2 protein-coding genes are annotated in these 24137 nt (G+C 45.8%); both read right to left on the bottom strand.

What is annotated here, in order from left to right:
• Positions 1-35 precede the first annotated feature (35 nt).
• Complete coding sequence (locus LWH95_RS05265; protein ID WP_232919098.1) at positions 36-7655, bottom strand: beta-ketoacyl synthase N-terminal-like domain-containing protein; 7620 nt, start codon at positions 7653-7655, stop codon at positions 36-38.
• 14 nt (positions 7656-7669) lie between these two features.
• Positions 7670-24130 carry a non-ribosomal peptide synthetase gene (locus LWH95_RS05260; RefSeq protein ID WP_232919114.1) on the bottom strand — a complete coding sequence of 5487 codons (16461 nt, stop codon included), beginning with the start codon at positions 24128-24130 and terminating at the stop codon, positions 7670-7672.
• Positions 24131-24137: the final 7 nt, after the last annotated feature.

Here is a 24137-nt window from a genome sequence, read left to right as displayed (position 1 = left end):
AAAAAGCCCCCTTCAAAAGGGGGCTTTTGTGTTTCTCAGCGCTTCACCAATTCATCTTCCTTTTCTTCTCTTGCTTCATGTTTTTTCCGGAAAGCCTTAAGAAAATTCGCGTTCACTACTCCCTTGTTTGAATAGAGCTTTTCGCAAAATTCTAACATGGCTCTGGACGCTTTTGGTTCCGTTAATATCATGAAGTGGTTGCTTGAATCGACATCTATCAGATTGAACTGGGGAATTTGACGCTCCCATTCCTCCCAGTAGGCAGCTTGATCGAACGGTGCTTTTTCATTTGATAAAGTGAAATAAATGTCTAAATCACCAAAGAAAGACCTGCTTTTGTTGCGGAAGTAATAACATTTTACCGCCCCAGGATCAGGCAGAGGCTGTACAGTGTACGCTTCAAAATCATAGGCACGCTGTGTTTTCATCATTTGCTGAGTCTGCGCACGTATTTGCTTCTCCGGTTTGTTTAATCCCCGTTTCTTTGCCAAATCGATCAGCTCAGACAGGAATTCTTCATCCTCTGTGCTTGATTCTACCTCTTCACGGCTGATGAGAACGTCAGTAAGCTTATCCGGCTTCGCAATCGATGCCAGCATTGTATTGATTGTTTGCAGCATTGACGTTTTCACAGAAGCCTCATGCTCTTTCGTGTCAGAACTGTATGGAGAGTCAATCATCACCATGCTTTTGACAGCAAGGCCTTGGCTTTGGAGCTGGCGTGTGACTTCATATGCAATCATTCCGCCTAAGGAATACCCGCCTACATCATAAGGGCCTTCCGGCTGTATGGCTCGAATGATCTCTATATAATAGGAAGCCATTTGTTCAATTCCGTGCAAAGGAGCATGTTGAGTCATAAATCCCCTTGCTTGAATGCCATAAAAAGGTCGCTGGCTTTTTTGTGCAAATTGCTGATAGATTTCAACGCCTCCTACTCCTCCATGAAACCAAAATACAGGGCGCCCCCGCTTGCCGTCATTTAACGGTATCAATTCCGGAAATGTAGGAGTGTGCTCGTTTTGTATGGATGAATCCTCCTGTTTCTTTGCGATCAAATCCGTCATATCCTGCACGGTTTGGCATGCTTGCAGCTCCGGCAAGGTGATGAAAGGATCAACTTCTGATTGCAATTGCTGTAATAACTGTATGCAAGAAATCGAATCAAATCCGTAATGCTGCAATGGCTTATGAGGATGCAGTTCTTCTGGAGCCATCCCTAATACATCAGCTAACATGTGATGATCGCTGCTGTTGATATGCTCATCGTGTGATACAGAGGGCGTATTCTCAATTGCTTGAAAGCCATTCCAGCAGCTTCTCTTTTCAAATGGATAGGTCGGCAACGGTATTCTTCGTGCACCTTTTCCTTGATAAAGCTGCTCCCACGGGATTTGCACCCCTTTTGTCCAGCAAAATGCAATCTTTTCAAGGTTGTTTTCAGACAACAGAGTCTCTATCACCATTTCTCTTAATGGACCATCAAGCAAGGTTTCGATATCTGATGAACACTCTTCTGCATTTCCGCTAAACACGGGTACAGACCTTTTCGGCTTTTCGCCTTTTTCCGCAGCTGTTAACCAGTCTCGCAAGCCGATTACGAGTTCTTTTTTACTGCGGACGACCAGCGCCAGCCGTTCACCCATCTCCTCTCGCCCGGTTTGAAGTGTATAAGCATAATGTTGGAATGACAGTTCTTGTTGTTTGTTCACATAATCTAACTGCTGTTGAACAACGGCTTTTAGCCTGTCCTGGCTCTTTGCAGAAAGGACGATCATGTATGCTTCATTCTCATTCATATTAGCCGGTGCTGTTGGTGAAGGAATATATTCTTCTAAAATGACGTGCGCATTTACGCCTCCAAAGCTATAGCTGTTGATACTCGCTCTGCGCGGGATTTTACTGCCAGCGCCGTCCTTTATATCCTCCCACTGCTGGTTCTCTGCAGTCATTCGGAAACGGGTGCCCTTCATTGACACCTGATCATTCAAAGAAGAGAATCCGGATATGCCTGGTATTGTTTGATGCTTCATCGCCATGCTGATTTTCATGAGAGCAGCCATGCCGGAGACCAGTTCACCGTGTCCGATGCTTGGCTTTAAGCTGCTGATATAACATGGCGCTTCCTCCTGTACTTCTTGTGGAAGTTCCAATTCAAGCTGGCTTAATCCTGAAGTTAACGCACCCATTTCTATCGCATCTGCCAATGGAGAAGCGATCCCATGCGCTTCTATATATGTTACCGTTTTGGGATCGATTTGCGCTCCTTGATAAGCCTTAAACATTGCATCCTTCATACCAACCGGATTTGGCGCGTGAAGTGACATTCCCCTGCCGCCATGCGATACACCTGTACCTTTAATAACCGAATAAATATGATCAGAATCATCTATGGCTTTTTGCAAAGGTTTAATGATGAGAACCCCTGCTCCTTCGCTTCTGACAAAGCCATTCGCATCTGCTTGAAAGGATTTGGCCTGTCCTTCCGCACTCAAATATCCCATTGAGTCGAATCCAATGAAGCCTTTTGGTGAAAGCAGCAAATTCACAGCCCCGACAATGGCTTGCTCACATTCGCCGTTTCGGATGGATTGTATGGCTCTGTGCAAAGCCACAAGAGCTGATGAGCAGGCAGCTTCGTAATATTCGCTTGGCCCTTTTACATCCAGTGCATAGGAGATACGGTTTGGAATTAAGGAAGGAATCACAGCTGTATCCGTATTGCCGGCTGCGACGAACACTCCTGTCGGACGGCCGGATAAGGCCTGTCCTGTTAAGCCTGCGTCTTCCATCGCCTTCCATGCATGTATCAAGAGCAGAAACTCCTGCGGATCCATATGTGCCGCTTCTTTAGGTGATATGCCAAAAAACAGCGGATCAAACTCACCTATTCCTTCAATAAATCCGCCCCATTGAAGACTTGATGGTCCCTCTTTATCAGCTGAGGCAAATTTACGCCAGTCCCAGCGTTCTTTTGGCACTTCAGAGATACAGTTCCTTCCGTGAATGATATTATCCCAAAATTCCGTTACACTGTTTGCTTTCGGAAACTGTCCCGACATGCCAATAATCGCCATACCGTCGGCCATAAGTTCGGTTGATTTATCCGTCTTCATCTCATAAGCCGGTATTTGTTTCATTTGGTTTTCGATTTGAGCAGAGCGTTCCTGCTGCTGATTAGTTTCGCCAAAAAGCCGCACAAATGATGCTTCATGTTTGTCCGCAAAAAAATCGATCAGCTCTTGAACAGTCGGATATTCAAAAAACAACGTCGGATTTAATTCGAGCTTTGTCTCTGATTCCATCTCCCTTGTTAATGCAACCAATTGAGAAGAATCGATCCCTAAATCCATAATATGAGCTTTTGAAAGAGACAGTTTTGACGGGTCGGCCATGTTTACTGCCAGTTTATCTGTTACATAGCTTCTGATACGATCTTTTAAACCGCGGTTCTGATTTTCATTGCTGAATTGATTTGAAACACGCAGTTGTTTTAACGAGTACCCCGAATAGTGCAGCACCGTTTCTGACGATTCATTGATCACATCTACATCGAACAGAAACATGTCACCTGTATTCTTAACCAATGTAACCAGAAGCCAGCAATCCTCTTGTATCGTATGATTTGTAAATTGAATATCATTGATTCCAAATGGCAGGAAACTGCCCTCAACGTCAAATTGCTCTAAGAAACTGAGGATAGCCAAGTAGGCGCTGTTTGTCATCAATGGGCTTACAGTGTAATGATGCCCGTTTGCCAGACCGCTTTGAGGCAGGCGAATTTTTGCCAGTATCGACTTATTGTCTCTGTAAAGATGAGTAATCGTCTTAAATAGCTCTCCCCACTCAGGCCCGTTTCCGGTTTTATACATCTGATCGATGTGATGAAGCTCGGTTAATGAATGCTTTAAGCTCTCGATATTGACTTTTTTTGGATCAAAAGAACTTCTTCCGCATTGTCCGATTGCGGCGGGCTTCCATATATCAGAGGCCATCTCGCGATACATGATTTGTAATTCTATGACATGATCCTTTTGAAACGGCTTTGCCTGCAGTTCAATGGTCTCGCCTTGTTTGATGACAATTGGATTGATATAGCTTAATTTGCTGATACGGCCGCTGTTTTCCTCAGGAAACAAATTAAAAAATGCATCAATGGCCAGACTGCTGTATGTTGCACCGACAAGCACCCGTTCATTGTTGAAGACGTGGCCTTGCACATAAGGCTCATCATATGTGAATTGATCTTTGACCGGATGATTGATATTGCTTTCCACAGCCGATGTTTTTCCATCACCTGCAGGAACATCGAAATGAAATGCTGTATGATGATCAAATGCATAGTGAGGCAGATGAACCCAGCCGGATCGGTTCCCTTGAGCAGCTTCTTTAAAATCAATGGATGCCCCTGCTGCCCATTGCTCTGCTGCACTTGTTTTTCTTTCCTTATGGGCTGATTCCGCGCATGGCTGTAAATCGAATGATGTATAAATACCTTGCTGGAGTGAACTTTCTTTTGATGTTTGGAACACCTTTAGTTTTTCAATCAGTTCCTGAGTCGATGTTACTGTAAATGCAGCCCTATGCTCTAAATCGTGGTTTCTCCTGTGTAAAGCCTGTACAATTGGTTCAATATCCAGAGCATCTTCCTTCTCTAAAAACAATTGCATGTGTTCAAGATAGCTGAGCAGGCTCCATTTTGTTTTTGCTGAAAAAACGGCTGTAAATTCCTGCTGGCGGGAAGCGATGTGTTTCTCAGGGGCCCTCCCCATATATTCTTCTATAATGAGATTGGCATAGGCCCCCCCCGCTCCGAAGGAATTGATCATGCTTCTGCGAGGCAATTGCTTTCCGGTTTCAGGATCATTCAAGCGATGCCATGGCTCCGTTTGTTCCTGAAGATAAAAAGCCGTGTTTTCCAGTTGAATATTTGGATTGACAGGTGTTGCGTTGATTGTCGGCACCAGCGTGCCCTTCTTCATCTGCAGCAGCACTTTTGTCAGCTGAGAGATGCCGGAAGCCGCCTCCAAATGCCCCAGGTTGGATTTGACAGAGCCAATCGCACAAAACTGTTTCTTATTTGTGTATTGCTGAAACGCATTTGTCAGCGCAATCACTTCAATAGGATCACCCAGCGCTGAACCATTTGCCGCTGATTCAATATAGCCGATAGTCTCCGGATCAATGCCCGACTGCTGAATCGACTTGGCAATTAATTTTGCTTGCTGCTTCGGGTCTGGAGCTGTATACATCTGTCTTCCGCCGCTATGGTTGGCAAAGCTGCTTTTGATCACAGCATAAATATGATCCTGATCCTCAATTGCCTTCGAAAGCGGTTTTAACAGGACAGCTCCAACACCTTCCCCGGGAATAAGCCCGGTTCCTGTGCCAAAACTTTTGCTTTGATTTCCGCTTTCCAGCAGATTGGCTCGCTCCAAAGAATCATACTTTGAGAGATCGAGTGTTAAATTGACCCCTCCTGCAATTGCCATAGAGCAGCTTTTCAATTTCAGGCTTTCACAGGCAAGATGAATGGCGTTTAATGAACTGGAGCATGCTGAGCTCACAGCAATACTCGGCCCGGTCAGGTTGAAAAAATGGGAAACGCGGTTTGCGATATGCCAGTCTCCCCCATTTGAGCTGAGGACTGCCTGCTCTAATGATGGTATATTCCAAAAATACTGGTTATACATATTCCCAATAAAGACGCCCACTCCGGTGTCTCCATCCCGCAGTTCATCCAGCCTGGTTCGGGTATAGCCGCCATCCTCAAATGTTTCCCAGACGGTTTCTAAAAATAAGCGGAGTTCCGGCGTCATTTCCATTACTCGGCTTTGCTCCACCTCAAAAAGCTGATGGTCAAACGATTCTATGTCTTGTAAAAAACCGCCATAACGCTTCTTATCTGCCGGCTGTATTGAATCTTTTGATAATGTTTTCAATAACGATGTGCACCATCTGGATTCCGGAGCCTCTGTAATACAATTGTCTCCAGCGATTAAATGCGCCCATAGCTCTTCTAAGCTATCAGACATCGGATAGCGTCCGCTGACCCCGATAATTGCGATATCTTCTATACTAGGATCATTCGTCTGCACCACTTGGAAATGGCTTGTCTTTTCCTTTTTCAACTCGTTATTTGATGCTTGCTGAGTTTCTTTGACCTGCTGCTCTTCGGCAAAGCGGCGCGTGTTAAAAGTAAACGGCTTATTAGGAGCTGTACGCTCTGTTTGAAGAGGCGCTTCATTTTTTGCAGGCTGTTTCGTTTCTTTTAACAATGTTGTCCGGAGCTTGCTTTCGTGTTCCTTAACTAAATAATCGACGAGTTCTTTCGTGTTGTTATGTTCAAATAAAATGGTTTTTGGAAGATCCCCCGTCACTTTTTCTAATTCACGAATGAAATTGACCTGCAAAATCGAATCGATTCCATACTTTTCGAATGTCGTATCTTCGTGAATACGCTCTGGTGATAGTTTTATTGATTTTGCCAGCGTATGCTTCACAAATTGTGCCGTTTGTTCAATGAGAGAAGCATTTTCTTTTGAATGATCTTTTTCAGCATCTATTTGTAAATGGCCTGTATCTTCTTCTGTCTCAGTTTTCTTCTTTTGACGGACGACTCCGTTACTTTCAGCAGCAATGATCTGCTGGCCGAGCTGATGTGATTGTTCAGCCATAAAGGATACATAGCGATATCCCTCACTCTCAAGCACCATCTTCCAAGTGTCCGGATACAGACCCGGGCAGCCCGGTATACGGAGGTCAGGATCCTCATACAGCCACCAGCCCTCTAAAAGGCCGAACGTCAAATGCGAATATATATTATGATCACTTATTTCATTTAATAGGAGCAGCCCGTTCTTTTTCAAAACTGCTTTTGCATTTCGCAATGTCTGCCGGATATTTTTCGTCGCATGCAGCACATTCGCTGCAATGACCACGTCATAGCTCCCCGGATCAATATGCTGTTCAGATGCCGGTTCCTCCACATTAAATCGTTTATATGTCAAATACGGATTGTCCGGACCGTACTTATTTTCTGCATGTATTAAAAATGCTTTAGACAGATCTGTATAGCAATATTCTTTTATATGTGTCTGCCATGCTTTCAATTTTTGAAAAACAGCCGCGCTTGTACCGCCGGTTCCGGCTCCGATTTCTAATATTCGAATCTTCGCCTCAGGCTCTTGCTTCAGACGTTCTTGCAGGTAGGCCGCTAACGTGTCCGCCAGCACATCATTAAAATAGTCAGCAACTTGGTTGTTTTTATAGACCCCTTCTACTAAATCCATAGATGAATTCGGAAACAGGATATCGGTGGCAGACGCCTTGCCGGTCAGAATATCCGGCAAGGCTTTCAGTGCTGTCTCCACCAATGTCACCATGGCTTTCATATTATTGTCTTGAAGCAGGTCAGATTTTTGTTCATTCCATTCTTTCCACAGCTCACTCATGGTGCCTATAGAGCGTGTTGGAACATGTCCGTTCTCCGTTCGCTTGAGAAATTGATGCCGTTCTAAAATCGATTGGCTTTCTTCAAACCATCTGCCATAGAAATTCTCCAATACCGGCTGGGATTTACTTTCTGTGAAAAACCCTATGGACTGTAATTGTGCGAAAAGCATTTTACAGAGAATGTCTTCTGTGTTCAGCATTGGCGCTTCCCCTCCTATAACAGTTGTTGAATCTTTGTGCTGTCACCCGGGTGATAGCTTCGCAGCTTTTGAATGGCGGAGCCGTGAGTTTCCGGGTAAACTTCAATAGTTTCTTCTGTCTGTTCCGCTTCATCATTCGTTTCGTTTGCCATTTTCATCATCACTAGCTGCTTCAGCGGTCCCCCGAGCAGCAATTCTAATGCTTCCATCGCTTCAGGGGCTTCAATAGAGCCAATGCCTGCCTGAGCCATTCTCTTCTGATAATCCGGTGAGGAAACCACACCGACGCTTCCCCAATAACTCCAATTCATCACGGCTACTGTACAAGGCCATACTTGAGAAAGCCGTTGTGCAAAAGCATCCTTAAAGCTGCAGCCGGCAGCGTAATTGCTTTGTCCGGAAGCTCTCGCAAACGATTGTACGGAAGAGAAAAATAAAACAAAGTCGAGTGGTTCATGCCGGAAAACTTGAGCCATTCGCACACTGACATCAACTTTTGCAGAAAGAACGTTCCTGAAACATTCCTCATTCATATTCATCAAGCTTCGGTCTTGCAAGACAATGGCCGAATGAATAATGCCGTTGATTTCTAGATGCATTTGTTTCGTTGTTTCATAAGCGCGCTCTAATTCCTCCCGGTTCGCCGCATCAGCTTGAATGTAAAACGGGGCAGGCCCCAGACGCCCAAGTCTGTCCAGCTTACTTTGAATAGCTGCATCCATTTTTCTTCTGCCAATCCAAACGATCTGCGCCTGGTATGTTCTGATCATATATTCGCTCCAGGCTTCGCCTATTCCGCCTGCGCCGCCTATCACGACATAAACGCCTCCGTGTTTATACTTCGTGTGCACCGGTTGATTGTTGTGTACTGGAATCAAGCGCAGTTTATGCCAGAGCTGATTTCGATAGGCCCAAGTATTCCCTTCTTGATCAGCAGGCAGGGAAAAGATCTCAGACACCGGCAAGTCCTCATGGTTCTTGACATCGATTAGCTTTGTCTGCCAATTTGGATATTCTTTTGCCATCGAACCGATCAGGCCGTGCACAGCGGCATCAGACGGGTCGACAACATCATCCTGATCAACACATTGCGTGTTCGCCGTCACGACCGTCCAGCTTATGGCTTTTTCACCATAGCCTAAAGAGAGCATTGCCTTAATGAGCCTGAACATTTGAATCACGCCTTGATCTTGGGCTTCAATCATGTCATCGCCGACTTCCCCTTCTGTCACACGAGAAGGAGACAGCCGCACAATATGGTCAAACGATCCGAGTGCTTCAAGCTGGTTTGCAATCTCATAATTCGATGCGTTCGGTTCAATGTGCAGCTCTTTGGCAAACGGGAACTGTCTTTGAACAGCTTTTCTGCTGTTGTCATCCCCTCCGAGGATGACAATACGCTCATCTGCAGGAGGAATGATGTTCTTCTCCTGTTTCACTTGATCCCATACCGGCGCCATAAGAAGCGATCCATCAAGAGATGCCTTGATATCTGGTGATGTCGGCTCATCTTGCGGCTGTATGTCTTCTTCCAGCACCCTTGAGGAAATACCCTTGATTCGTACACACACTCGACCTTGATCATCACACAGATCAATATCCAGTCTCTGTATTCTGTCCTCATTTGGACGAGATGTGATAGACACCCACATTTTGTCTGTACACGGACTACATATTTCAAGCTCTTGCAGCGCAAAAGGCAGGGAAAGCTGCTCGTCACCTGAATTCAGCTTCAGCCCGATCGACGCTTGTAACGCAGAGTCTGCCATACTTGGATGGAGAACGAATTCGTCCAGCGTGTGGGATACACCAGGAGGCAGTGAAAGTTCTGCCAAGGCCTGATTGCGGCCGATATAAAGCCGATTTATTCCTTGGAAACCTGGTCCGTAATCTATACCGATCGCCTTAAATAATTCATAGCATTGTTCGTGTGAAAGTGTGCTTAGGTTGCATTGGTCTTGAAGCACGCTGATATCCTGAACTTGAATGTCTCCTGCTTCGCTGATTGATGCACTGCCTTGACAGTGTATCTTTCGCCCATCGCGCGCATCCTCTGTAAAGATGGTAAAGGCAATCTCACCGTCCTGCTGAGGACCTAGACTGATATCGACTTGAACTGGCTGGCCGTCCGCCACAATCGGCTGTACCCATACAACATTTTTAATGTGAATAACAGATTGTGTATCTTCGATTCCTCTCACTGCTCTAGTAACGGCAGCATGAACCATCTCGAGATATGCGACACCCGGCATGACCGGGTTTCCCTTCACCTTATGATCGGTGAAAAAGAACTCAGCACCTGTAAAGGTTGAGCTGAAACGCTGCTCTGACAAATCGGATGTGTTTGACTGTACTAATGGGTGTAAAGCTGCTGTTTCGACAATAGTTGTTGCATGATGTGCGAATGCTTCCTCTTTCATGTCCGTTATCCAGTAGCGTTCTTTTGCAAATGGATAGGTTGGGAGGCTGATGCGTTTCGGCTGTTTGCCGCCATACAGTTTACTCCAATCTATTTCCATGCCTTTTATCCATAATTCAAGCAGTCTTTCATATATTCCGGGCTCCCAGCTGCTTTTGAGCATTTTCTGTATTTCATCATCTGATCTCAATGTCTGTACGATCCCTCTGTTTGCTCTGCCTGACATGTACTTCGCACTTGCATGTCCAGCTATAAAGAGGTTCAGTTTTTCCAGCAAGTCCTCTGCCGAAACAGCGATAATCCCTAATCTCTCCTCCATTGCATCACGCCCCACTTGGAGTGTATAGGCAATATCAGTGAGATCATGCGCTGTGGTAGATTGCTTGCTGATAAAGTCTGCTAATTGCCGGGCTTGGTCTTTCAGGCGATCTTCATCCTTTGCCGACAAGATAAAGATACCCGGGTGTTGTTCTGTCACAGCTGGTGCTTGTGCAGGATCAGTTGTTTCTTTTGGAATATATTCCTCAATGACAACGTGGGCATTGACGCCTCCAATGCCAAATGAACTGACACCTGCGCGCCGCGGCAGCTCTCGGCCGGATTCATCTTGCAGCGTCTTCCACTCTCTCGGTTCCTGCACAATATAAAACGGGCTGTCTTCCAGTCTGATATACGGATTGATCGTTTCACTATGCAAACTTTTTACAAGCGTCTTATGCTTTAGCTGCAATAACACTTTAATGACTCCCGCCACACCGGCCGCCAGCGATAAGTGGCCAATGTTTGTCTTTGCAGATCCGAGACCGCAATGGCTACCATGAACAGCTGGGTCTCCCGTTTTTTCATACAGCTCTTTAAATGCCGCTTTCAGGCCGTTGATTTCTACTGGGTCACCAAGCTCTGTTCCAGTTCCATGCGCTTCAATATAGGTCACAGTTCTTGGATCGATTCCCGCTTTTTCATATGCTGTTTTTACGACATCCGCCTGAGCCTTCGGATTAGGAGTCGTCAGAGAGTTTGCGCGGCCTCCGTGGTTTACCGCACTTCCTTTGATGACACCGTAAATATGATCTCCATCTCGTTCGGCCGCTGTCAGTTTTTTCAGGAAGAGAATGCCGGCACCTTCACTGACTGCGAACCCATCAGCTCTATCAGAAAATGTTTTGCATCTTCCTTCTTTGCTCAGCGCCCCGGCCTTATCATAGGCGATATGGCCTTGCGGTGTTACGACTGTGTTGACACCTCCTGCAATCGCCATTTCACAGTTTCCGTTTTCAATTGCGCAAACCGCATGATGAATGGCGACCAAAGAACTTGAACATGCAGTGTCAATCGGTTCGCTCGGTCCATGAATGTTCAGGAAATAACTAACCCTATTCGGCCCGGCGGAAGGACTCATATTCGCAGCTGCTGAGCCTTCTATATCTACATTTGACAGCAGCGAACTGTACCCCGTGTTTCCAGTCCCGATATAGATGCCCGTTTTGGTTCCTGACAGGCTTCTCGCTGAGTATCCCGCTTCTTCTATCGCCTTCCACGCATAGGTCATTAACAGGCGCTGCTGAGGCTCCATCTGCTCAGCCTCCAGCGGAGATATGCCGAAGAATAATGGATCAAAGTCAGCCACTTCATCAATAAAACCGCCCCATTTGACGTTTGTTTTATTCGCTTCTTTTAGAGGGTCTCCGTAATACTCCTGCCAATCCCAGCGGTCTTTTGGAACCTCTGTAATGCAATCTGCCCCCAATTTCAGATTCTTCCAGTATTCGTCGATGTCCTTTGCCTTCGGGAACACCCCGCTCATCCCGACAATCGCAACAGGCTCAGGCACGTGATCAGCTGCCTTTTGCACTGGCGGAACCGATGGTTTTACAAAGCGGTTCTCAGTTGAAAATGTCGTGTTTTTTATATTTTGTTCGACAGGCTGTAAAGGCTGCTCAGCTTTGGCAGGCGTTTGGGCTGTAAATGCATTTGGATATTCTTTTGACAGATACGCTGCAAATGCATAAACAGTTGCGTGCTCAAAGAAGATCGTAGGCGTCAGATCCAGCTTGTGCTGCACATTCAGTGTATTTGCGAATTCAGTCAACGTAATCGAATCAAATCCATATTGATTAAACTCCATATCCGGGTCAATCTCTTCAGGTTTGATTTTGAGCAATTGAGAGATTGTTTGCTTTAATGTTTCTTGAATGTGGTCAAACAAACTGTCTTGGCCCATTTTTTCCTCAGATGGCATCGGTGCTTGCGCTGTTTTCATTGGAGCATCATCAGAAGACGGCTTTTGAGTCATCTTTTCCCTCATCATGTCTTTGATGCCTTCCATGACGATGACTTGATCTTTGCCAAATGCCAAACCTTTATACAGTGCCTGAATGCCGGTCTCGGTCCGCATTGGAGTCACACCCGTGTTTTTCAAAGTCATGTTTTCAATTTCTTTATTCGCGCGCATGCCGCCTTCCTTCCAGAGCGGCCAATTGATCGACAATGTTTTTCCGTGCCTGTACATGGCGGTCACAAGCGCATTTCGATAAGCTGCATAACTGTCCATAAATGCGTTAGCCATCGCATAATCTGCCTGCCCCGCACTGCCGGCGACACTTGATATTGAAGAAAAGAGGATAAAGAAATCTAAAGCAAGATGCTCGGTTGCCTCATCCACATTCACAAGCCCTTTTACCTTAGGAGCGAGAACTTGTGTCAGCTCTTCATTGGTTTTGTTCATGAGATAATTATCTTTAATCAGCCCTGCGCTGTGAATGACGCCATGCAAGTCACCATAATCAGACGTAATGCTTGTGATGAGCGCGGAGGCTGCTTCCGCTTGTGTCACATCAACCCGCCTGTATTCTGCGCGAGCCCCCAAGCGCTGAAGCTCGTTAAGCTGCGCCTGCCGATCCGCATTCAGCGCAGATCTGCCTGTCAGAATGAGCACAGGCTGTTCGGTTTGACGAGCAACCTCTTTTGCAAAAATAAATCCAAGTCCTCCTGCACCGCCCGTAATGAGGTATACACCCTTATCTCGCCACGGCAGGCTTATTTCCTGATCAGCCATTTGCATTTCGCGTAATTCATTGATATACCGTTTGCCCGTTTCATATTTGATGTGCTGATCTTCTGCGTGTCTTTTATTCTCGTTCAGTTTTTCTATCATACTTTCAATATTTTCATTTGAATCAATTTCTATCGTCTGGCCTATTAGTTTTTTATTCTCCAGGCCGGCGGTTTTAAGGAGCGCCGATAGCCCTGAGAATGAGTACTGCTTTCTTTGTGCAGAGGTAAGCAGCTGAATCAGAACATTGCCCTGAGGTCTGCTTTTGAGAAGACCCTGGACCGTCTCAAGCGCTTGTTCGGCATAATCCTGGAACCTCTCTGCAAGTCCTTTGCGGTCAGACTTTAAAACGATGCATTCGGCGCCTTTCAGTCTTGATTCAAGACTGTCTTTTGAGAGTCCATTCATATTACAAAGCATGACAATGTGCCGTTCATAATGAGGCTCAGGACTTTCTTTTTCATCATCCTTAGGAACCCATTTTTCTTCAAACATCAGGGTTTCCAGTGTTTGATCAAGTTCTGCCGATCCAGAGCCGCCTTCCGCTGTTCTGAAAGACAACCCCCTTATCCGTACGCAAACATTGCCATTCTCATCTAACATATCAATATCCCGCTTTTGTACCTTATCAGTTGCCTTGCTGTCTTGACTGTATCTTGCGTATACCCACATTTCTGACGAGCAAGCTCCGAAGACTTCAAGCTCTTGTACCGCAAAAGGCAGTGTCAGCTGGTTATCCCCCGCGCCTGTCAAAATGCTTGACGCCTGCAAAGCAGAGTCCATCAGCCCCGGGTGCATTTTGTATTGGCTGAGCGTATCTAAAGCAGACGGATGCAATGACAATCTTGCCAAAACAAAATGTTCAGCTGTATAGATTTTTTCCACACCGCGATAAGCAGGACCATATTCAAAACCGATCATTTGATAGGTGTCATATACTTCGTTAACGCTGAAATGGCTTTCCTGACACTGCTCCCGCAAGGATTGCAAATCAACCACCGGGAGATTTTCAGCAGGATTCAATACTGCGCTGCCTTGACTGTAGACGATTGACTGTTCGCCTGCAGTGTTTGGATTACCGTAAATTTCATAAGATATCTCACCATTTTCCTCCGGTAAAAGCCTGATGTGTACTTGCTGCGGCTGGTCCTCCACAACAATAGGCCGCACCCATACCGCGTTCTTTAGCTTCATGGTGCACGGAACACCTTGTACCTCTGCCGCCTGTTCAACGGCAGCCCGCGCCAACTCAAGATGCGCCACCCCCGGCAAGATCCGTTGGCCTTTGACAACATGTTCGGCAAGGAAAAACTCTTCTCCCGTATAGATGGAGCTAAACCTTTGTTCCGAGAGGTTCGATGTGTTTTGATGCATTAATGGATGCAGCACGGCTGCGCCAAGTCGGGAGGCTGCTTTGTTTGCTTTAGGGCTGTCGCTTTTTTCAATATGATCAGAGATCCAATAACGGTCTTTTGCGAAAGGATACGTCGGCAAGCTGATGCGCTTTGGTAGATTCTCGCCATACAGTTTCGTCCAGTCTACATCAAGCCCCTTTACCCATAATTCAAGCAGTTTTGCGTACTTTCCCCGTTCCATCCATTTTTCGACGGCTTCTTGAATCTCTTCGTCCTCTGTCAGCATTTGCAGTGTGCCTTTATCAATCCTGCCTCTGAATACATCCTCCACATTGTTTTTGCCTGCAGCAAAGTCTTCTAATTTTTGCTGCAAATCCTCAATGGAACCGGAAATAATCCCAAGACGTTCTTCCATCGCGTCTCGTCCGGCCTGCAGTGTATAGGCAATATGAGTCAGATTTACATCTCTATATGTTTCCTTATCAAGCGCAGCTGCCAGCTGCTGTGCTTGCTCTTTTAGCCGCATTTCATTTTTGGCTGATAAAACGAAGATACCCGGATGTTCAGGCGTGATGAACGGTATATTCTCATCGGCTGCTTCTGGAATATATTCCTCAATAATCACGTGGGCGTTTACGCCGCCGATTCCAAATGAACTGACACCTGCTCGGCGAGGCAGTTCTTCTCCCCGTTCATTTTTCAGCGCTTTCCATTCTTCCGTTTCCCGTACGATATAGAACGGACTGTTTTTCAGCTGAATGTACGGGTTCACGGTTTCGCAGTGAAGACTTTTCACTAAGGTTCTGTGCTTAAGCTGCAATAATATTTTAATGATCCCTGCTGCACCGGCTGCCAGCGATAAGTGGCCAATGTTTGTCTTCACAGACCCCAGTCCGCAATAAGGGTTGGCTGATGCATCCCCCTCATTCACACCCAGTGCTTTAAAGGCTGATTTCAATCCGTTAATTTCAACCGGGTCACCAAGCTCCGTCCCGGTTCCGTGCGCTTCAATGTAGGTCACGGTTTTCGGATCAATTCCCGCTTTTTTGTATGCCGACTGAATGACATCCGCCTGCGCCTTCGGATTAGGAGTTGTTAAAGATTGTGCACGGCCGCCGTGATTGATTGCGCTGCCTTTTATGACTCCGTAAATGTGGTCTCCCGCTTCTTCAGCCGCTTTTAATTTTTTCAGAAACAGTATGCCGGCCCCTTCCCCATGAGCGAAACCATCGGCTTGATTTGAAAACGTCTTGCATTTTCCTTCTTTACTTAGTGCACCCGCTTTATCAAAGCTGATATACACTTCAGGAAGGATAATCGTATTCACGCCGCCGGCTAATGCCATGTCACAAGTGCCTTCCTCAATTGAAGAGATCGCGTGGTGGATAGCCACCAATGAGCTTGAACACGCTGTATCAATTGGTTCGCTTGGCCCATGCAGATTCAGAAAATAACTGACCCGGTTCGGACCGACTGACGGGCTCGTATTGGCAGCCGCCGAGCCTTCTATTGCCAAGTTGGCTTTCGACAAAAGGGAGCTGTATCCAGTATTTCCCGTTCCGATGAAGACGCCTGTTTTTGTGCCAGATAGACTTTTCGCCGAATATCCTGCATCTTCGATCGCTTTCCAGGCGTAAGTCAATAGTAAGCGCTGCTGAGGTTCCATTTGTTCAGCTTCACGTGGGGAAATGCCGAAAAATAATGGATCAAAATCTGCAATTCCGTCAATAAAACCGCCCCATTTTACGTTCGTTTTATTGACTTCCTTCGTTGGATCACCTTCATATTCACGCCAATCCCAGCGGTCTTTCGGAATTTCCGTCATGCAGTCTTTGCCCACTTTTAAGATCTTCCAGTACGCATCAACATCTTTCGCCATAGGGAAAATCCCGCTTATGCCCACAATGGCAATTGGCTCAGGCCCAGCATCACTCTGTGCGGCGGTTGGCAGCATGACCTGCTGCTTTCGGCGTCTTTTAGCTTTGACATGCAAGGCTTGCTCCGGTTTGGCAGCAGGCTGAACCTGGGGCGATGCAGTGCGCACAGCAAATGTGTTCGCAAAAACCGCTTGATATTCTTCTGACAAATGCTTGCCAAACGCATGAATCGTCGGGTGGTCAAAAAAGACGGTTGGCGTCAGCTCTAGTTTATAGGCGCGGTTGATATGGTTCGTGAATTCCGTCATTGAGATAGAATCAAATCCATACACCGTCATCTCGGCATGATCATCAATCGTTTCAAGCTTGACCTTTAACAGCTTGGCGACCTCCCGCTTTAACATCGCCTTTACTTTATCCAGCAAACTGTCTGTATCAATGTTCTTTACTTGTTCAGTCATGCTTTCTGTTTCCTTCTTTTTTATAGGCGCTGAGGCGGTTTTTGCCAGCATGTGTTGTTTTATTTTCTGCACATCGCCTTCGATCACCATTACTTGGTTTGCCTCGGAATGAAACGCTTGATATAATGCCTGAATTCCTTTTTCTGCTGTCATAGGAACAATCCCGGCCATTTGCACAAGCCTTTTTTCTGTTTCTTGATCGACCTTCATTCCGCCCTCTCTCCATAACGGCCAGTTTACAGAAAGCGTCTTCCCGTGCCGTTGGCTGAGACCGGCAAGCCTATTTCGATATCCTGCATACATATCCATAAATACATTGGCTGCCGCATAGTCAGACTGACCGATGCTTCCTAAACTTCCTGAAAGAGATGAAAAAAGAATAAAGAAGTCCAATGGAAAATCCTTGCTCGCTTCGTCTAGGAAAACAAGCCCTTTTACTTTAGGCGCCAGTACATCGTGCAAGTCTTCTGCCGGTTTATTGACCATATAGCTGTCTTTGATGATTCCCGCGCTATGAAGAATGCCGTCCAGACGGCCGTATGTTTTCTGAATTCCGTCAATGAGCTGGTAGACTTCAATCTTATCGGTAACATCTGTTTGCTGATAGGTGACCTCAGCCCCCTTGCCGTGAAGCTCTTTAAGCTTTTTGCTTTTGCTTTCGCTAAGAGGTGAGCGGCCCGTCAGAATGACTGTCGCATTCTTCGTTTGTTCCGCGATTTCTTTTACAAAAATAAGACCTAAGCCTCCGGCACCTCCTGTAATGAGATAAACGCCATCGTCTTTCCACGGCTTGCTGATGTCAAAGTTTTCCGTTTTGATATCACTCCAATCAGCAATGTACCTTTTACCGTTGTGATATTTGATATATGAATCGGGGCTCATTTGATTTTCTTTCAGTTTGCCAGCAATGCTTTCTCCGCTTTCTTCACTGCTGACTTCAATCATTTGGCCGGTTAGCTTGGCATTCTCCTGCTCAGCAGTTTTCAGCAGTCCTGTCAATCCTGAAAACAACTGCTGTTCTCCTTCTGCAGAGGTTACGATCTGAATGAGCATGTCGCCTTTCGATTTCTTGCGGATGATCTCTTGTACCTTCTTAAACACTTGTTCCGTATAAGAATGGAAACGCCCATCCACTGAAGAAGGCCTTGCTTCCAGGCTGTATACATGGGCATCCTCTATTACTGCTTCAATCTGTTCTCTCGTCTCATTGTCATATTCACAGAGGAACACGAGATGCTCTGCATATTTTTTTGCTGCCGCGCCTTCAGCTGCCTTTTGTTCTTGCCAAACGGGCTGAAGCAATAAAGTTTCAGTGTTCATTTTTGATGGTTCGGTTTGTATATCTGCCTCCATCACTCTCGTCGAAAATCCTTTCATCCGCACGCAAATCGTGCCATGCTCATCGCATAGATCAATATCGACTTTCTGTATCAAATCTCCCGGTTTGTTTTTCGAGTTGAATTGAACATAAACCCACATGTCAGCGACGCATTGATGAAAGACCTCAAGCTCCTCCAGGGCAAATGGCAGTGCGGCCTTAAAGTCTTCACTGTCTGAAAGCTCCGCCCTGATGACGTTTTGCAAATATTCAGCCGCCTGTAACGCCCCGTCCATTACACTTGGATGAAGAACATAATCGTCTGACGTATGCATCACAGATTCGGGCAGTGATAATTTGGCAAGCAGCTGGCCGTCGCCTTTATATACGGCCTCTACACTTTTGTAACCAGGACCGTAATCGGCTCCGATCATTCCTTCATAAAACGAGGCAGCGTCCATTCTGCTTTGATCACATCGGGTTTTGATCTCAGAAAGATCAAGCAATTTTTCTTGCTTTACCTGAATCAATTCCGCTATACCTTGGTTATATACAACTGGTTCTGCATCAGCAGATTCCGGCTCACCATACATCCGATAAAGAATGTGTCCGCCGTCTTCATCATAAAGTCCGATGTTTACTTGAACAGGCTCATCCCCTGCTACAACCGGGCGAATCCACACGACATTTTTCAGCCTGATTCCAGTTTCATGATCCTCCACTCCGCCAATTCCTTGTTCTATAGCGGCTCTTGCCATTTCAAGCGTGACCGCCGCCGGCAAAATCGCCATGCCTTTAATGATATGCTCGGAAATAAAATACTCTTGTCCTGTGAAGATGGAGCTGAACCGCTGCTCAGACAGAACCGATGTATTATGGTGCACCAAGGGATGTAAACGCGATGGTTCAACTGTTCTTGGTTCGCTGGTGCTGCTTTCAGGCCAGTACCGTTCTTCAGCAAAAGGGTATGTCGGCAAACTGATGCGGCGCGGCTTCGTATTTTGATAAAGTCTGCGCCATTCAACATGAAAGCCTTTGGCCCACATCTCGGCAAGCTTTTTCAATTCTCCTTTTGACATTCGTGATGCAGCCATCTCTTTTGCTTCTGCGTTGCCAAGCAACTGTTCAGCGGAGGTCATTCTCGTTTTTTCTCCTTGGATACAGCCTTCTTCCAGCGGCTTTCCATCCACAAAAGCTTCCAGCTGCTGTTTCCATTCTTCCAGATCGTTCGCCATAAAAATGATCCTGCTGTCCATTGCTTCCCGGCCGATCTGGAAGGTGTATGCAATATCTCTTAAAGTGATATGAGCTTGCTCGTTATGACTGATATAGATCAGCAATTCCTTCACGTATGCTTGGAGCCGCTCTCTGTTTTTTGCTGATACAGGAATGAGGCAGGGCAGATTTCCCTCGTTCTCGGCCCTCACATCAGAGTGGTTTTCATATTGCTCAAAAATAGCATGGGCGTTAGTGCCGCCAAGACCGAATGAGCTCAGAGCCGCCCGATGGACACCTTCACTTTTCTCTAACGGCTTTCGTTCCCGGACAACATAAAAGGGAGAGCTTTCAAAGTTAATATTCGGATTCGGCTCAGTGCAGTTGATGGTCGGTGCAAGTTCATTATGGTATAAACTCATCGCAACTTTAATGCATCCGGCTAACCCAGCAGCTGTATCTAAATGGCCGATATTCGTTTTCACCGAACCAATTCCACAAAATTGTGTTTTGTCAGTGTATTGCCTATACACTTTATTTAAAGCAGACATTTCAATAGGATCGCCTAATTTTGTTCCCGTTCCGTGCGCTTCAATATAACTGACCGTTTCGGGATGAATGTTGGTTTTATCCAATACTTGCTGTATCACTTCTGTTTGGCCTTTTACACTTGGCGCATAGAAGCCGGCCTTATCTGCGCCATCATTATTAATGTCTATTCCGCGCATAATGGCATAAATATGGTCTCCGTCTTTTACGGCATCCACAGCTTTTTTCAGCAGGATGACCGCTACGCCTTCACCTCCGGCCATTCCATCTGCTGAAGCATCGAACGCCTTAACATGTCCGTCGCTTGAAAAATTCAACCCGTTTTGGTGCACGTAGCCTATCGCTGATTGCGCGTGCAATGTTGCGCCTCCGACAAGTGCGTATTGAGATTCACCTGATGTCAAGCTTTTGTATGCCTGATACAAGCCGACTAGTGATGAAGAGCAGTTAGAATGAACAAAATAGCTTGGCCCCTTTAATCCGAGCTTATGCGAAATCATCGTCGGAATGGTTCCGCTTTGAGCTAAAACCCATGAGACATAGCCATCCGGTGATTCATGCCCTTCTGTTGCCTCCTTCGGCAATAACGTTCTGTATGAATTGCTGCTTGCAGACATATATACACTTGTGCCCGGAATCTCCTTTGCCACATATCCTGCATCCTCAATCGCTTTCCAGGAATGCAGCAATAAGAGGCGGAGCTGAGGGTCCATATACTCAGCATCTTTCGGAGAGATTTGAAAGAAACCGGGGTCGAATAAATCTTTCCCTTCGATCGCCGATTGCACAGGCACATAGTCAGGATGTTGAATCAATTCTTCCGGAACGCCGTTTTCGCGAAGCTCTTCTTCAGAGAAGAACTGAATGCTTTCTTTGCCTTCTTTGATGTGATTCCAAAAATCATGATGATTTTTCGCACCCGGAAACTGGCAGGATATCCCCACAATCGCGACACTGTCATCAAAATAAGGAGGAATCGTCTGCTGCGGGTATTTTCCATCTCTTTTGACATCATGATTGCCTTCATTTTCAGTCGCAGCTTGATCTGAGTTTTTCATCTCCAAAATGTATTGGCTGATCGCACGGATCGTGGAGTACTCGAACAGCTCAGTGACACTAAACTCACAGTCCAGTTCTTTTTTGATTCGTTCAGCCACAGCTACAGCCAGAAGCGAATCGCCGCCCGCATCGAAAAATCCGTCTTCCGTCCCAAAGCCGCTGACCTTGAGCGTTTCCTCCCAAATACGAAGCACCTGATCCTCTATTTTCGTTAACTGCAAGTGATTTGGTTTCTTTCTATTGAAAACGATCTCTCTTTTTTCCAGTTCTTTACGGTTCACTTTCCCGCTAGGGGATAACGGCAGCTCATCTAAGCGGATAAAGTGTGATGGTATCATATATTCAGGCAGACTGGATTTTAGATGACGGCGTAAATCTTTTGGGTCTGCAAGGGAATGTCCGCTTTCCTCTGTATAATAAGCAGCGAGCTGTTGATGGCCTTCCAGCTGCTTTACCACTACCGCCTGATCTAAAATGCCCGGATATTCACTCAGCTTTGTTTCTATTGCACCCAGCTCTACGCGAAAACCGCGTATTTTGACTTGGCTGTCAATCCGTCCTAAATATTCTATGTTGCCGTCAGGGAGCCATCTTGCTGAATCACCCGATTTATAAAGCTTCGTCCCTGGTTCAAACGGATTGTCAATAAATTTTTCAGCCGTAAGCCCTGGCTTATTATAGTAGCCTCTTGCCAAACCGGCTCCTGCGATGCAAAGTTCACCAGGCTGTCCGATCGGGGCAGGCTTCAAATGCTGGTCCACAATATAAATTTTCACGTTGGAGAGAGGCTTTCCAATCGGTGTATGGTGACTTGCGATATCTCCTTTTCTGCACCCAAAATACGCAGCGTAAATGGAGGCTTCGGTAGGTCCGTAAATATTGTCAACACGGCAGTTTTTAAAGATCGATACCGCCTTTTTCACTAATTCTTTAGGAAAAGCTTCACCTGCAACCATCATATACTTGAGCGGTCCATTATCAGTTAACTGCTTGTTGTCTTTCGCCGTTTCTAAAAAAACATGCAGCATAGCCGGCACAAAATTAATGTGGGTCACTTGATATGTTTCAATATAATCCATGCATTGCTGCGGTGATTTCTCTCCGTTTGGCGGAAGAATCACAAGGCGGCCGTTTCCGATAAACCATCCGAATAATTCCGAGATCGATACATCGAAAACATAGTTCGTCTTCAGTAAATATGCATCCTCAGCAGTCACGGGATAGTGAGATTCAAGAAAATTCAGGGTATTCATTATGCTACGATGTTCTACCATAACCCCTTTAGGCTGTCCGGTGCTTCCCGATGTGTAAATGATATAAGCGAGATGCTCCGGTTTTACTTCTCGCTTTAAACCACTGCTTTGCAGATCTGTATAACCGTTTCGGCAAGCCAAATCGATATTGATTGCTTTTATATGGCTGCCAGTTAATCCGCTGATCCTTTGATGAACGTTAGATTGGGTCAGGACAATGGACGCCTGACTGTCTTTGAGCATGTACTCCAACCGTTCTTGCGGGAAGCTTGGATCTAACGGCACATACGCTCCGCCGGCTTTCAGTATTCCTAAAATCCCGATAATCATATCAAACGAACGCTCTGCACAAATTGCAACGGGGTGTTCAGGTCCAACCCCCTGATGTTGAAGGTAGACTGCCACAGATGTGCTTTTTTCATCTACTTCTTTATATGTAAGAGACCTGTCTTCGAAAATCACAGCAACCGCATTTGGGGTTTGTTTCGCTTTTTCCTCGAATATTTCATGTATACACTTGGCATTTGGCGTATTTGTGCCTGTCGCATTCCATTGTTCCAGTAAACTGCTTTGCTCTTGATGTAACTGCAAAGAGTAGGTTTCAAGCGGCAAAGACGGGTCCTCCATCATATGTTGCGCGAGCTTCATATAGTTCTCCATCATACTTTCAATGAAGGACAATTCATATAGATCAGGGTTGTATAAAAGATGAAGCACTGTTTCATTTTCTTGCTCGTATATTTCGAGTGCCAGCTCAAACTCTCCCTCTTGCCGAATATCCTCCATATATTCAATGCCAAGCGTTTGATATGATTCAAGCACTTTTTGCAAGCCTGTTGCCTGAAAGAAGTTTTGGTACAGAAAGGCTGTTTGAAAAACCGGGGAATTTGCAGCCGATCGGTCTACATTGAGCTCTCTTACCAATGCAGGGAACGGATATGCCGCATGGTCCAGACCGTCAGCCATTGTCAGCTGAAGCTCCCGGATAAATGCTGTAAATGGCTGGGATCCGATATTCTTGCTCCGAACAGCCATCATATTGATAAAGTATCCGATAATAGATTCAAAACTATCTTCAGGCCGTCCCATTGTCGGAACGCCCACAATAATATCCTTTTGTTTTGTATAGTGATGCAGCAGCACCTTGTAAATGCAGAGAAACACAGCCGATTCATTCACATGATAGGTGCGGGCAAACGATTTGATTTGATTCCTCAGGTTATGAGGGAGCAAGCTTTTATAAGCTTGCCCCTTGAATTTTCGTGCTGAAGACCGCGGACGGTCAGCAGGAAGATCAAGAACTGGCAGATTCCCAGACAACTGTTCTTTCCAGTAAGCGAGATGCTCTTCCCCTTCTTTGCTGTTAAGCATCCGGGTTTCCCATTCGACAAAATCGTAATAATCAGCTGTGAATAGCCGCAGCACGGGCTCAATTCCATTCAGCAATTGCTGATACGCCTCGAAAAGCGCAGATATCAATGTCAGCATCGACACACCGTCAAATATGATATGGTGAATCGTTATGAGCACAATGCATTCTTCTTTTGATCGATGAAAAAGATGTGTGCGGAATAACGGGCCAGCTTCCAAACGAAAAGGTTCTTTTGCTTTTTCTTTTAGAAAAGGCAATACTTCTGCTGATTTCATTGAAGATATATCCTCTTCCTCAAAATAAAGAGCCCCAGATGACTGAACCGTTTGAAATGGAATGCCATTCTCCTCTTGAATCACACTAGTTAAAACAGGATATTGTTTCTGTACAAACAGAAGGGCTTTCTTGAACGTCTCTGCATGTATTGGTTTGCTAATGCGAAAGCATAAAGGAAGATTATATGCATTCATATCAGGAGACATTTTTTGAAGCATCCACAGCCCTTTTTGCCCTTCTGATAGCGGGCTTTTGAACTGCCGCTTCATGCCTTGA

The organism is Bacillus sp. G16, from assembly GCF_021282335.1.
Classification (GTDB): Bacteria; Bacillota; Bacilli; order Bacillales; family Bacillaceae; genus Bacillus; species Bacillus inaquosorum.
Note: the sequence above shows the minus strand (reverse complement) of the source record. Positions and strands in the feature narration are given on the sequence as shown.